This is a genomic window from Rothia sp. HMSC036D11, from assembly GCF_001814205.1.
In the GTDB taxonomy this organism is placed as follows: Bacteria; Actinomycetota; Actinomycetes; order Actinomycetales; family Micrococcaceae; genus Rothia; species Rothia dentocariosa.
The window spans coordinates 29,016-43,226 of sequence record NZ_KV815289.1; the positions used below are offsets into that span (position 1 = coordinate 29,016).

A 14,211-nucleotide genomic window follows, 5' to 3' on the forward strand; every position below is an offset into this window, starting at 1 on the left:
CGTGACCCCAGAGCCTCAGCTTGAGGAAGAACAAACCTCCCGAAGGGTACCCCTGACCATCATTGGCTGGGGTGCCCTTCTGGGGGTCTTGTTGTTGGTTATCGTGGTGGCAGCTCATCTGCTGCGACCGGATATTCGGCCCCTGCGCGCACCCGGCGATACCGAGGCGATAGCCCCCGTTGTTCCGCAGGAAATTACGCTGCCGAACAACAATAATCGCGACGCCAAGATCGGGATTATTATGACCTACGGCGAGGATGCGGAAGGCTCCGAATGGGTGCTCCCTGCCCAGGGTGCTGCGGTGGCCGCGCATCGTCTGGATCTTGGTAAAACCCCCGTTCAGCTGACGGTCGCTAACGATAAGGGAACCCCTGACGGGGCTCGTGATGCCGTCGAAAAACTCAAATCTGAGGGCGTTCAGGGGATTATTATTTCTTCCTCGGGTGAGCATATTAAGGGTGCGACGAACGCGGCACGTGAGAGCAGCATCCCGGTGATTGAGGTCTACGACAGCGTAGATACCGGGCGCGGAGTCTGGAGCCTGGCGCCCACCCCCGAGCAGCTTTCGCAGGCGTATGTGCAGGCTTCGCAGCCGAGTACCCAGAGTATTGTGATAGCGCCCAAGGATACTGAGGTGAAGATTCCGCAGGTTGCCGCCAAGCATGCGTACGACCGCGATACCGATGTGCGTGAGCTGGCGCAAGACGTCAAGAAAGAGTCCCAGAGCTACGGGGCTTCGGCGAATATCTTCGTTTCGGGCTCGGCAATTCGCCAGGCCAAAATCGTCAAAGAGCTGCAATACGCCGGGGTGACGGCTCAGATTCTTTTGAGCCCGCAAGCCGTATCGCCCATTTTCGCGCGAACCCTTGTGGCTGAGGGTGGCACGGTCTCGGCAAACCTGACGACCGTCGGGTACAACATGTCAGACTCTTTGGCTTTGCAGTCCGATGACCCTGGGCGGGGGCTCGCCGCCTTCCTCGAAGCGGTGCGTGTTATGGGTCAGGATTCATCCTACATGACCCTGCAGGATGACCAAGCCTTCAAATCCGCCGCCCCCTATGCGGATGCGCGCTCCCACAATGCGGTGCTGGCGTTTGCCTATGCGATCGATAAGGTGCACGAACGCAAGCCGGAGGCGGTCACCCGCGTGCTGGAAAGCATGAGGCTCGATGCCGCTCAAGCAATTGCGGGCGACGCACTTGATTTCACTCATGAAAACTCAACGACTGCGCCCGTGCAGACACTCCATGCTACGGAGCAGAGTCTGGGGCTGCGACCCGAGCCGAGCAACGATCAGGAACCGCGCATCGTCTGGTTTGCAGAGCGTGGAACTCGAACGGAAACCTACAATGAATAGCAATTGACTAGTATATATTCCAAATAAAGAATATAAGATGCCGTCTTGTACAGGGCTGTGAGATCGTCAAAGGAACAGTATGCGAATCCAAATATCCCTCGAATCTTTTCAGAAAAGTATCGAACTCGATTCGTGGCAGGAGAACACCACGCTGCGGCAGATCGTCTACACGGCGGGCGGCCCAGAGATAGCCGCTGACGACCCGCTCTATGTAGACTCCCAGCCGGTCACCGGTGACACCACAATGGATACCGTCGTGCTGCTCGAAGGCAGCACCATCGGATACGCCCCCACGCCGGTTGCCGAACCCATTCACGGATGGTCCATCACCGTCGCGGGCGGGCTGCATGCGGGGCGCATCCTGCCCTTACCGAGCGGTCGCGCCCTCGTGGCGGGGCGTTCCCCCCAAGCCGATGTTGTACTGGAAACCGAGAGCGCATCCTGGGAACACTTCACCGCCACCCAGACCGACAACGGGGTACTCATCAAAGACTCGGGATCCACTAACGGAACCTATGTGAACGGCGCAAAACTGGGCGAAGACGGGGTAGAAGTAGACGACGAAGCCGTCATCTACGCCGGGGGAGTGGCACTGCTTGTGCGCCCGCAGCTCACCGAAACCCTGGCACCGCGCGCAGGATCGCTTCCCAACCTGACCCCCAGCCGCACGGCACCCTTCAACCGTCCGCCGCGCGCGGCGCTCATGCCCGAATCAGATACCGTCAAAATACCGAAGCGGAAGAACGTTACTAAACCCTCAAAATTCAGTATCGCCACGGTACTTGCTCCACTGATTTTCGCCGGTGCTATGGTCGCCATGATGCGCGAAATCCGTTACGCGCTTTTCGCGCTGCTCAGCCCGGTAGCGGCCATTGGTATGTGGCTCGAGCAGAAAATGCGCTTCAAACGTGAGAAGCGAGAAGAAGAAAACCGGTTCGAGAAAGAACTCGACAAGGTTAAAACCAAGTTCGACGACATCTACGACTACGAGCGTCTGCGTCTGCAGGAACTCGCACCCGACCCCGCCAGCGTGGCGCGGCGCATCGAGCTTCCCAGCGTGGAAGTATGGCAGCGCCGCTTTAAAGCCTCTGATTTTATGACGCTCCATGTGGGGTACGGTAACTATGCCTGGATTCCCAAGAACGATTTGACCTCAAGCCAGGAACCCGAGAAAGAAATTAAAACTCTTCTCGACTCATCCAAGCTCATGGGAGCCCCCATGGTCGCCGACCTGACCGACGCCGGTGTTATCGGCATCGTGGGTGATAGGGAAGGCGCCCTCGCCCTAGCGCGCAGCCTCGTGATGCAGTCCGTGACCCACTGCGGACCAGCAGACCTCACCCTAGGCGTCTTCTTCGACCGCGGAAAAGAAGACGAATGGTCGTGGACCTCGTGGCTACCGCATACCCGACAGAGCGGATCTTCCACGGGTGGTCGATGGATTTCGCAAGATTACGAGCACTCCAACGCTATGCTCAAAAACCTGCAGCAAAGCATCGACGGACTGCTAACCCCCGGCCTGATGCTGGTGATCGACTCTGAGGTACTCACTGAAGGCCGTGATGCCCCAGCCCGTAAACTCTTAGGGTACGGTCGGGGTGAAAACCCGCACCGCCAGTCCAGCCGCGATAAAGTAGTGCATAAAGTGTTCGGCATTGTGATTGCCTCGTCCGAAGAGCAGCTTCCCGCTTCCTGTACCGTAGTTGTTACGGTGGATGAAGATGCCGCCGCAACCTTCTATGAACCCGAGAAACGCCGTACCGTCAACGACGTTATTATCGGCGGCATTGACCTTGACTACGTCACAAAACTGGCGCGGATGCTCGCAGAATTCGACGACCCCGAGCTCATCATCCCCGGCGCGGGTCTGCCCGGGCTGGTGCGCTTGCCTGAGCTTACCGGCATCGGCACGCCGCCCACCGCCCAAAAGATTATCAACACCTGGCAGAAATCCACCGGATACAGCACCGAAATCGGCGTTGGGGACCAAGGCGTGTACACCCTCGACCTCGTCAAAGACGGTCCGCACGGTCTTGTCGGCGGTACCACGGGTTCGGGTAAGAGTGAATTCCTGCGATCCCTCGTCGCCGGTCTGGCGGCCCATAACGACCCCACACGCCTCAACTTCATTCTGATCGACTTCAAGGGTGGCGCGGCGTTCAAAGCCTGTGAACGGCTGCCGCACACCATCGGCACTATCAGTAACCTTGATGAACAGCTCGCAAACCGCGCGTTGATCAGCCTCGAAGCCGAAATGGAGAGGCGGCAGCGACTCTTCGCCTCCGTGGGGGAAGGCGTCGACAACATCATCGAATACCACGCCACCAACCCGCCAGAGCCTATGCCGCGCCTGCTCCTCGTTATCGACGAGTTCGCCATGCTCGCCAAAGACTTCCCCGATGTGCTTACCTCACTCGTGAGCATCGGTGCCGTGGGTCGTACCCTTGGCGTGCACATGATTCTGGCAACCCAGCGGCCCGCTGGCGTGGTGAACAACGACATCCTGGCGAACACCAACCTGCGTGTTGCGCTGCGTGTGCAGTCCAAAGAAGACTCCTCCAACGTGATTGAGGTGCCGGACGCAGCATCCATCGAGCGCTCGCAGATGGGCCGCGCCTACATTAAACTGGGGCAAACCGACATCACCCCCATTCAGACCGCGCTGGTAACCGGGTACAGCGGCGTTGTCGAACGAGACCCCATCGAAATGCGTTCAACGAGCGTTTTCGGCATTCCCTCTGCACCGCGTGCCCTGCCGAAACCAAAGAAGACCGATGCGAACGACCTCGATAACCTGATCGACGCTATCGTCGAAGCCAACCACGAGCAGCACTACGCCCCGCCGCGCAAAGTCTGGCCCGAAGCGCTCGGCGATAACCTGCCGCTGAACGGATTCGATAAACCCCTCTACGGAATTGACGAACCCGCACCCGCAGATAGTGATACTCCGATCGTGGGAACCGTTCAGGGCAGTACCGTCTTCTTCGGTCTCGCCGATATTCCCGAGGATCAGGTTCAGGTACCCGCCGGATGGAATATCCAGGTAAGTAATATGCTCCTGGTCGGAACCCCCGGCAGCGGCACCAGCACCGGGCTAGCCTCCATGGCGTTCACCCTATGCCTCAACACACCCCCGGATCAGCTCGACATGCTCATCCTTGACATGGGTGCAGGAACCTTAGCACCCCTGAAAGACCTGCCGCATGTGAGCGCCTATGTAGGCCCCGGCGAAGGCTCTAAAGAAAGGCAAACAAGGTTCCTGCGGCACCTCATGAACGAGATGGAACGCCGCCGCTCCAACCCACGCGGCAACCGCGACCTCATTATCCTCGTAGACGGCTACGGCACCCTGCGCGACGAATTCATGGACTACACCGGAACCGACTACCTGGGTGCGTTCCACCGCGTTTACGCAGACGGCCCGGCGCTGGGCATGCACATTATCATGGCAACAAGCCGCCTTAAAGGCATTCCCTCCGCCGTTGATGATGTAACCCAGCAGCGCTGGCTCTTCCATCTCTCCGATACGTACGACTACTCCAACTACAAAATCAAGGGACCGGACATTCCCGCATCAGTCCCCGGACGATGCGTCGACAGCGTAAGCATCAGGCAGATCCAGGTTGCACACCCGCAGATGAGCCTCGAAGACGCCGTTCAGCAAGTCGTCCAGCGATGGGGCACGGTCGATAAACCCGATGTTATCGGACAGCTGCCCTCTCTTGTGCGCCTATCACAGCTGGGTGTTGAACCCTCCATCGGCGGCGAAAACTGGATTATTCCGGTGGGTATTGCCGAGCACAACCTCAAGCCTGTTGCACTGGAACTCTACGAAGGTGAACACGCGCTCATCGGCGGATCACCACGTTCCGGCAAATCGACCCTACTTCAGGCTATCGCTGATTCCGTCATGAAACAGCGCGACCGTGGAGAAACGAATGCTCAAGTGTGGGTTATGTGTACCAGGCGCTCGCCGCTGGCGCATCGTGATTTTGATCGGAAGGCAACCACCGCCCAGGATATTGCTTCGCTTGCTGCCGAACTGGAAATTATCGAGGAGCCGGTGCTCTTGTTGATTGACGATGCGGAGCGCATTGAAGATGCTGAAGAGGGCATCGCCAATATTATCAAGGCGGAATCTCCGTATATACGCATTATTGCAGCGGGTAAGCCTGGTGATTTGCGCACCATGTATTCGCACTGGACGAAGGCGGTGCGTAAGTCGCGTACCGGTGTACTCTTGCAGCCGCATATTGACTACGACGGCGATATGTTCTCGCTGAACCTGCCGCGGCGTTCCCCGGTGGCGCTTACCACGGGCCGCGGCTATGTGGCGGTGGGAGGTGCCCTTGCGCTGGCACAGACGGTATGCCCCGACGACCTTGAGATTCAGTCAAAGATGGCATCGTAGCGCAGAGCATTTTCTCAGAAAAGATCCCTCACGATATGTGTTACCGTGAGGGATCTTTTCTGTATCGGTCAGCATGTGCCTAGTTGAGTTTTGGCTCTATGTTTCCGGTGGCCATGCCGGTGATGCGGGGGTTTGCGGTGAGGAAGTCGATGACGCGAGGGTAGTGTTCGATGGCCCAGGTGATTTCTTGCATGTCGTGGGGGTTGTTGGGGTCTGCCCAGCGGTCTTGGGTGCAGCGGAAGTATAGGTGTGCGGGAATGGTGTATTCTTTCATGCCGCGTGGGGAGTAGGCGGCGATGGTGTAGCCTTTGTTGTTCCAGAGCCAGATGCTGTCGGGGTCGGTGCCGTCGTTGTCGGGACGGTTAGATTCTGGGGTGTATTGGTATTCGTTGATGGCGGTGATGGGGGTGGTGCGGAGTTTCCCGGTGAGTCCTCGGTAGGTGATGGTGTTATCGGGGTTGAACCTGAGGTATTTGGTTTCGTAGTAGTACATACCAATCAAACCGAAAAGGACGGCCCCAACAGAAAAAACCACAAGTATTGTTTGGAACTCTGCAAGATGGGTGAGCATGTATATACTCATTCCGGTGAACACTGGGATATAGATGCTCCAGACCCAGGGCTCTGAGCGGGGGAGCCTTTTGACGAGGGCTCCGCTGCGTTTATCGCGGGCGCGGCGTATCTCGTCCCGGGTGATGTAGAAGATGATAAAGAGGAAGGAGCAGATGAAATATATCAGGAATGCAGACATTATTCTTATCTTATAAGTACGGGGCGGTCACGAAGCATCACAACCACCTTAAGTTTTCGGTCTGTACACACCCACAATACAGGGTATATACAGACCGAAAACTCTATACATGGAATTCGTACCTTACGAACGAATATCCCAGGAAACTAACTTAGAACCGGTAACAGGTTAGGCTACGTGAGTAAGGTACCTTTCCTCTATTTAGCTGGACCCTCTGCACGGTGCTTAGGACCATCTACTTCTTCTGATGCCGTGGAGTATTTGAGGTTTCGGCATCTTTATATCCGGTGGTCGGGTAGCCTTCTGCACGATGTGAAGTTGCTGGGGGATTTTTGGTTGCTTCGTCATGAGTGTTCTTAGCCAAAGAAGCACCATCCTTCCAACTAAAATCGGTAGCAGTCTTTTGAACGCTGTTGGACCAGCTCTTCTGGGCATCGCTTCCACCGTAATGGTTTCCTGCGGCGTCGCTTTTAACTTTATCCTGAACGATCTGGTCGAAAGGTTTAGTCACCATGTTGGATGCGCGAGTTCCTACTTCCTCCACACCAACTTTCAGTGCGGCACGTGTGTACGAATTCTCGGTGTTACCAAGATATGGCATTCGTTTAACAACATCACCTTTAAACTTTTCCTGTAAACCAGCTGTAGCGGCTCCACTCACCATGCCAGAAGTTCCCGTTGCCAGCGCTCCCTTGACCGTCCAATTCCCATTAGAGTTGGTCACGTAGTCTGTCACGTTTTGTACGCCTCCGCTTAGACCTCCGTTAAGAATTCCAGGGGCGTATTTCGAGCCAGCGAATTTAGTTACTGCATTAACTGAGCCGCTGGGAACCAGTTTTGAAGCCATGGCCTCCACCCTGGCGCCGGTGAAAACCTTCCCTGCCCCAGCTGTTAGGGCACCGGTAACGCCTCCCTTAAGAGCGCCCTTACCTGCTGCCCCCCAGTCAATACCGCTACCATCTGCTTTCATCTTCATGGAGCTTGCGGCTCCACCAGCTGCCCCAGCTAAAGCGCCAAGAGCTATGAGACCTACAGGACCTGTCACGAAGATACTAGCGACAGTCGCAACGGTGGCAACCACAGTGAGTGCCGTTTTCCAGTTTTCCATGCGTTGTTCGCGGGTGTATTTTTTGAACTCGTTCTGGCTGACGGGTTGTGTTCCCCAGGGGTCGATCATGCCCACAGGGTCATGCCCCAGGAATGAGTATGAGTCCGCGAACCAGCCTGCGCCAAGTATCGGCGGCAGCGGGTCTTGGGAGAGGAACTTCTTCGACGATGGGTCAAACACTCGTGCGCCCATCAGCGCAAGCCCGCCCACCGCGAGCGTGCCGGAGCCGGTGAAGGACACACCTTCTGGCAGCCCCACGCTGGTAAGCAGCGCGGACGCACCCGTGCCACCAAGAACACTGGGTAGACCCGGGACCTGCGACGCAGCAGCACCAGTAACACTTATGGCTCCTAGCCCCGGGGCGCTCAGGGCACCAAAACCGACCCCGGTGTTGGGTACCCCGGGGACACTCCAGGGGTCAAACCCGCCCGGTACTGCCGCTTGGGAGAACCCGCCGTCAGCACCGGCAGCCGGGATGCTTCCGGCCCCCAGCAGCTGCGGGGCAGAAGAGGTCGGATCCCATAGCAGTGGCACCGTCACCTGATCGTTACCAGTGATCGCGGTGGCAACCCCGGCAGCGTCGGCGTGCACCCGAAGACGCGAACCTACAGTAATATCCCCAGTGTTGGTAGTGTCGCTGACGGTAGCCAGAGCACCGGTAATACCCCAGGTATAGGTGCGTTCTTGGATAACACCATCCGAGGTGACGCTCTTCTGCCCAGTACGCTGCCCGGCTGCGTTATAGGTGTAGGACACTTCGGTACTCACCCACGCGGCAGAAGCACCCTCAGGTGTGTGGGGCCGTTCAATCGTGGTGCAGTGCAGCAGCTGGTTGAGCCCGTTATAGATGAACTGACGCTCACCAAGCAGAACCCTGCCCTGAGTGGTCTCATCCTCGGTGGTGTTGTGGTGGTAGAGACGTTCGGCAACCATGAGTCCGCTCTCATATACCCAGGTGAGTTCATACCCGTCAGCGCGAGCACCGGTCAGCTGTCCGGCCTCGTCGTAGGAGTACATCACCAACCCGGTCGTCGTGGAATCAAGCCCGATAATCCGACCGGTGTGGTCCCGGATCACCTGCACACCCTCAGCAGTGTTTTCATCGCCCTGCTCGCTGGTGTGTTCATAGGAGGATACCAACCCGTCCTGATCGAAATCCCAGGTCGAGATAGTCTCGCCGATCTGAGCACGCACTAGGTGCCCCATCACATCGTAGGAGAATTCCCCAATGACCGACTCGCGCTCACGCACGCCAGGGTCAGCGATTGAGGCGGTGTTGATTGAACGGATCGGGCGTCCGGCACCATCAAGCACCCACTGAGAGGATCCGTAGGGGGTGAGCATCATCGTGCGGAACCCATCGGCATCATACGCATAGGTGAGCGTATACGAGCCTGTACTGGTGAACGTCTCCAGGGCCGCAGCCGTACCAGGCTCACTGGTATTCTCGGTCCCATCGACCTGGCGGGTGTACTCGACCAGGTTCCCGGTGGCATCAAAGACACGCCGGTACGTCACCGGGGCATCCCCGGTGTGATCCTTCATCCACGTGATCGTCGATCCCGGCTGCGCGGGTGTACCCGTGCCGTACTCAGCAGCTAAGGATCCGTCGATGAGCGTGCGGGTCAGATCCCCCGTGCGGGCATCGTACTCGAAGGAACGGGTACGCACCCCGTCATCTTCGGACAGCAGGCGCCCGGCGGCATCCCATGTATAGGTGGTGCGAATAGCCGGAGTCGTAACGGCGCTATCCGGGTGAGGCTTCTTCGCAACCTCAAGGATGCGCCCGGCGGCATCGTACTCGTACTCTGTGATGGCCCCGGTCGGATCAGTCACCGAGGTCAGTAGCCCGTCCGCGTCGTAGGCGAAGAATGTCCTATTTCCCAACCCGTCGGTAACCCGCACCAGCTGACCGAGCTCATTATAGGCGTAGCGGCGGGTACCAAAAGTGGAATCCTGCACCCGCACCAGCTGGTTGCATGCATCCCACGCATAGGTGGCAACGCGGCGGCCTGCTTGAACCTTGGTTAGACGCCCAGCGGCATCATAGGTCATCTTTTCCACGAGCCCGTCGGGGGTGTGTCGCTCGATCACCTGCGAGGCAGCATCATACACCAGCGTCGTTACAGCCCACCGAGTCGGTTCCTCCCACGAGGACGCCCCGGTGACGGGATCGGTCACCCGCACAGGCTCATTGAGCCCCACGCTCTCGGTGACAAGACGACCGCAGGTGTCGTAGGTGTAGGCGATAAAACGACCTGCAGGACTGATGAGCCGTGTAATGCGCCCGGCAGCATCACGCACATACTGCGTGAGCCCACCATTGGCGTCCAGGGCTTCAACGATATTCCCAGCAGCATCATACGTAAACATCTGCCGACCCGTCGGATGCGAGGATGTACCGGCAGCCTCAGCGGCGGCGATAGCCTCAGCAGAGGAGGATACTCCATGCGGGATACCCGTCCCGGCAACCCCCGCACCGGCAGCACCAGCTCCCGTAGGCACCCCAGAAGCGCCGTGTGAGGAGGACGCAGATGTGGTGGAGGCACCGTCCTGCTGACCGATTTCGGTCACGCGTCCGAGCACATCCACTTTGAAGAACGCCGACGAGAAAAGACCTTCACCGGTACCGGTAACGGACTCAACACCCTCATGCCGTTCGATTGACCGATGCGAAATAACTCCCGTCGCGTCGGTAACCTGAGTAATTTCCCCGGCGCGATCGTATTCAAACCGCGTGATGGCACCGGTAGGATCGGTCAAACCGACCAACTGGGAAAGACCATCCCAGGAGTACTCCCACACCCGGTTCCCGGCGGTGATCATCTTCATCAGGTTCCCGAAGGTGTCGTACTCATGCCGGGTTGTGCCCCCAACCGCGTTCGTGACGGTCGCGATATCCCCACCGGCTGTATAGGTGAATGCGGTGGTATTTCCCGCCGGGTCGGTAACGGCCTCAGGCAGAGCACCGACTGAGGCATCACGGGCTTGACCGCCCTGCTGATGTGCACGCACCATATACGGCGCGCCATCACCGACCGGCTGCTGCGGGTAGGTGAGCGTCCAGCGTGCCCCAAGCGGGTTCGTGAAACTCGTCAGAACACCAGCGGCATTGTATTCAAGCGTGGTAGTAGCCCCCAGCGGGTTCGAGACGCTTGTGACTTGACCGGCAGCATCGCGCGTGAAGCGGATTGCCTCACCGGCAGGGTTGAGCATCGCCACAATATCGTGGTGTTCATCGTACTCAAAGGCCGTAAACACACCGGTTGGATCGGTAATCTTCAGGATATCGCCCTCGGGAGAATACTCCCACGTTGTGGCTTCCCCTGCACCATCAAGAACAGCTACCGGGTTCGGATTCACTACTAAGGTGCTTTCCTCGTAGTGGTACGAGTTCACCGGCATAGGATCGCTGAGGTTTTTCACATCTCGAGCATCACGCACACTTACCGAGAGCAGCCGATCCTGCTCATCCCAGATGTACGTGTAATCGGCACCCTCAGGGGTACGCTCACGCTTAATATGGCCACGCGCATCGGAGGTGCGCACCAAGCGCGATCCGTCACGCTCGGTAATGCTGATCCGGTTGCTGAACCGGTCATAGCTCATCGACATGCGCGTACCGTCAGTCGCCGTGATGCTTACCAGGCGACCTTTCGAGTCGGAGACCCACAGGTTCTCATTCTCACCGGTACCGGCATCGGCAATAATCGTGGTTAGCGAGGGAGTATACGTATAGGAAATATCCCGCCCGTACTCGCTGATCTGACCGATCACACGACCGGAATCATCATAGGTGTTCGTGACCTCAAGATCGCCGCGCGAGTTAATCACCCGGTGAATCAAACCCCGCTCATTATGCGTATAGGTACGCGTTCCGGTACCGGTCGTTACTTCGGTGAGCAAACCAGATACCTGCACCGAGGCACTGGATTCAGCAGCTTCAGTATAGGAATAGACAACGTTCTGCACCGGTTCCCCGGCACGTTCACCAATGGTGTTGTACGTGAATGCCGCCGCCGGGCGCACGCCACCGGTTTCCTCAGCGGGCTCATAGTTCACATGAACACCGCGATGCGCCACCGGATGCACCAGATCCGTCACGGCGCCATCCTCAGCCAGAATAAACACTGTCAGTCTGCTCAGGTGCCCCTGTCGGCGCGCCACCGGCGCACCAGAGGGCGCATAGAAATACGCTTCGTGTTGGTTATTGTGCGCCATCCACACAAACGGAACCTCAGGAACCACAGCAGAACCACCCGTGACTTTAGCCTGCTCGTAGGCGTGCACCTGCGCATCGCGCACCCGAGTAAACAGTTCGTCTGTGGCGGGAACCTTCGTCAGCCACCACGGCTCCCGGGCGGCGCGGGCGAACCCTTCGCCTTCCCGATCAAAGAATACCGCACGCCCGTCAGGCATAAACCACGAGGCCTGCTCGTCCCCAAAGCTCAGGTGGGTATCCAAGGTCGAGAACCAGCCAAGCCCGAACACGCCCGACGGTACCTCATCCGCATGGGTGACCGCCAGGCTGTTATACATACGCGTCAGGGACAGCGTAGACTCACTCACCGTCCCAGCAAAGATAAGGTCGGTTTCCGGCTCGATAAAGTTACCTGTCGCCACGTTCACCGGATCATTCGCAAACCCGGACGACGGCACCTCACCAGAAACCTCGGCGTAGTTAACCTCAATGGGCTGAATATTGGGTTTCCCCTGCCCACGCGCCTGCATCTGTTGATCGAGGTAAGCGTTAGAAAGTGAGACTGGGTTTCCAGAGCGTGCTCCTGCATCCCGGAAATCTTGAGCGACCCCTGATAGCCATGTCGTAACTTGTTGGCTTTGCTGAATCCAGGTGTTAAGGCTACTGACGGTAGCGTTAATGTCTAATTGGCCGTGTTTGCAGGAACCTTGGTATGCAGCAAGAGCACTGGTAATGGCATTATATTTACCGGTTGCGTCAGATTCACAGGTTGTAGCGTTATCTGTGTATGTCTTTAGATTTTCTGGCATAGCTGAAGACATACCTTCACCATTGCCGATGATTACGGAGGTTGTGGGAGTATCAGCTGTGGTAGCAGGAGCAGCGGGAGCTGCTGGCTTGTCAGGGTTTTTCTCGTAGTCAGGTGAATCTTTGTCGTTCCACCAGTCTTGAACTCCCTGCCACCAGCTCTTATCGTCCCATTCGCGTGCCTTATCGCAGTTACGGTTCTCAACGTGCGCACACTCTTTGACATAGTCTACGAGTTTTGCCGCATAACGCAGCATACTAGCGACATTCGTGGCGTTGGTTTTGAGTTGGTTATGAATAGTCGCGAAGTCTTCTGAATATTTACCGGTGAAATTTGTTGTTGCGGTATAGAAATCACCGGTTCGCTTGCTTTGTTGCGTTTCTAGATGCTCCGCTGCCGCGTCGAGGGCGCTGCGAAGTGTGTCGGAGTCAGCATCACTGAACTGCACTTTTTCTTTAACGTGCATTGTGGCATCACCATTTGCGGTGGGGGTACCCCCAGCATTCTGCGCGGTAGTAGGCGCCGGGTCACCTGCATGGCACTGGAAATCCTGATTTGATGCTCCTCCAGCAGCTCCTGCCGCAGTGGCGGCACCTATGCTGGCGCCAGCCCCATTGAAACCGGAAAGCGGGGCTGAGCCAGAAGCGTCTCCGCTAGATTGGGGATATCCCTCTGTTGAAGAGGAAGGGCCATCAAAGGAGCTTGAGGATCCGCTCCCTTGGAAATCTCCAGAATACCCTTGAGTAGACGAAGAATCGTCAAAGGAACTTGAAGAGCCGCTCCCCTGAAATCCCCCGGAGTCGCCTCCAGCAGAACTTGTGCTTCCTGTGGAGACGGGCGCACTAGCAGAACTCTGCGGCGCGGCGTTGCCTGATGTTTCCTCGATAGGGGTACCGCTACCCCCATAAACGGCGTTGCTTGCGGTTGGTGGTGCGGCAGAATCAGGGTGAGAACCTACGATAGGCGAAGACTGTGACGCCGTTCCATCAGAACCTTCGCTGGTTATAGGGCTGCTCGCTGTTGTTGATGCATTGGAGCCCTGCTGCGGGTTCGGGAAAGTATGCTGGGGCTGGTTTGCCCAGGGTTCGTGCTGTGCTAGATCTGGGCTGTGCTGGCCTGAAGGCGCGAAGGTATCTTGCTGCACGTTTCCGCTTGCAGACCCTCCGGCGGCATCACCGGAAATCGTGCCCGAGGCATGAGAATGTTGGTTTTGGAATGTATCACTGACTTTATGGTGGTCTCCCACGATTGGTGATGACTGCGAGGTAGTGCCAGAGGAAGGGGTATGCGGGTCATCGGGCGATATCCAATAACTCGGTGAGCTTGAACTGGGTATCGGTGAGGGAATAGGCATGGCAAAAACCTCGTCTCAAAAGAATATCTTTGTATCGGTGAAGAGTGAGTGAGTTTAACAGTAGAAAAGAAATAAAGAATGTACTTATGCAGATTTTCTGCAAAGTTTCATGGGATATAAAGCTTCCCCCGGCTATGAGACGGGTGTATACGTCTGTACCAGGGGAAGCTTTGTGTATGTGGGTGTGTGAAAACTTGGTTGTTTTCTGTGTCTTATGCGCC

4 protein-coding genes are annotated in these 14,211 nt (G+C 57.3%); 2 read left to right on the top strand and 2 right to left on the bottom strand.

What is annotated here, in order from left to right:
* Position 1: 1 nt before the first annotated feature.
* Positions 2–1,357, top strand: a complete 1,356-nt coding sequence (locus HMPREF2958_RS04685; RefSeq protein WP_070697018.1) for an ABC transporter substrate-binding protein — start codon at positions 2–4, stop codon at positions 1,355–1,357.
* 79 nt (positions 1,358–1,436) lie between these two features.
* Positions 1,437–5,768, top strand: coding sequence for an FtsK/SpoIIIE domain-containing protein (locus tag HMPREF2958_RS04690; protein WP_070697019.1), 4,332 nt, complete (start codon positions 1,437–1,439; stop codon positions 5,766–5,768).
* A gap of 79 nt (positions 5,769–5,847) precedes the next feature.
* On the opposite strand, the gene HMPREF2958_RS04695 is transcribed toward HMPREF2958_RS04690, so the two are convergent.
* Together HMPREF2958_RS04695 and HMPREF2958_RS04700 are read right to left on the bottom strand one after the other, a co-directional pair.
* A complete protein-coding gene (locus tag HMPREF2958_RS04695) occupies positions 5,848–6,519 on the bottom strand; it encodes a hypothetical protein (RefSeq protein WP_070697021.1) in 672 nt (223 codons plus the stop codon).
* Positions 6,520–6,754: 235 nt separating this feature from the next.
* Positions 6,755–13,990, bottom strand: a complete 7,236-nt coding sequence (locus HMPREF2958_RS04700; protein WP_246828032.1) for a DUF6531 domain-containing protein — start codon at positions 13,988–13,990, stop codon at positions 6,755–6,757.
* Between the last annotated feature and the right edge of the window lie 221 nt (positions 13,991–14,211).

Coding starts and splice junctions, on each gene's coding strand:
- HMPREF2958_RS04690 (WP_070697019.1), top strand. CDS start 1,437: ATGCGAATCCAAATATCCCTCGAATCTTTTCAGAAAAGTATCGAACTC.
- HMPREF2958_RS04695 (WP_070697021.1), bottom strand. CDS start 6,519: ATGTCTGCATTCCTGATATATTTCATCTGCTCCTTCCTCTTTATCATC.
- HMPREF2958_RS04700 (WP_246828032.1), bottom strand. CDS start 13,990: ATGCCTATTCCCTCACCGATACCCAGTTCAAGCTCACCGAGTTATTGG.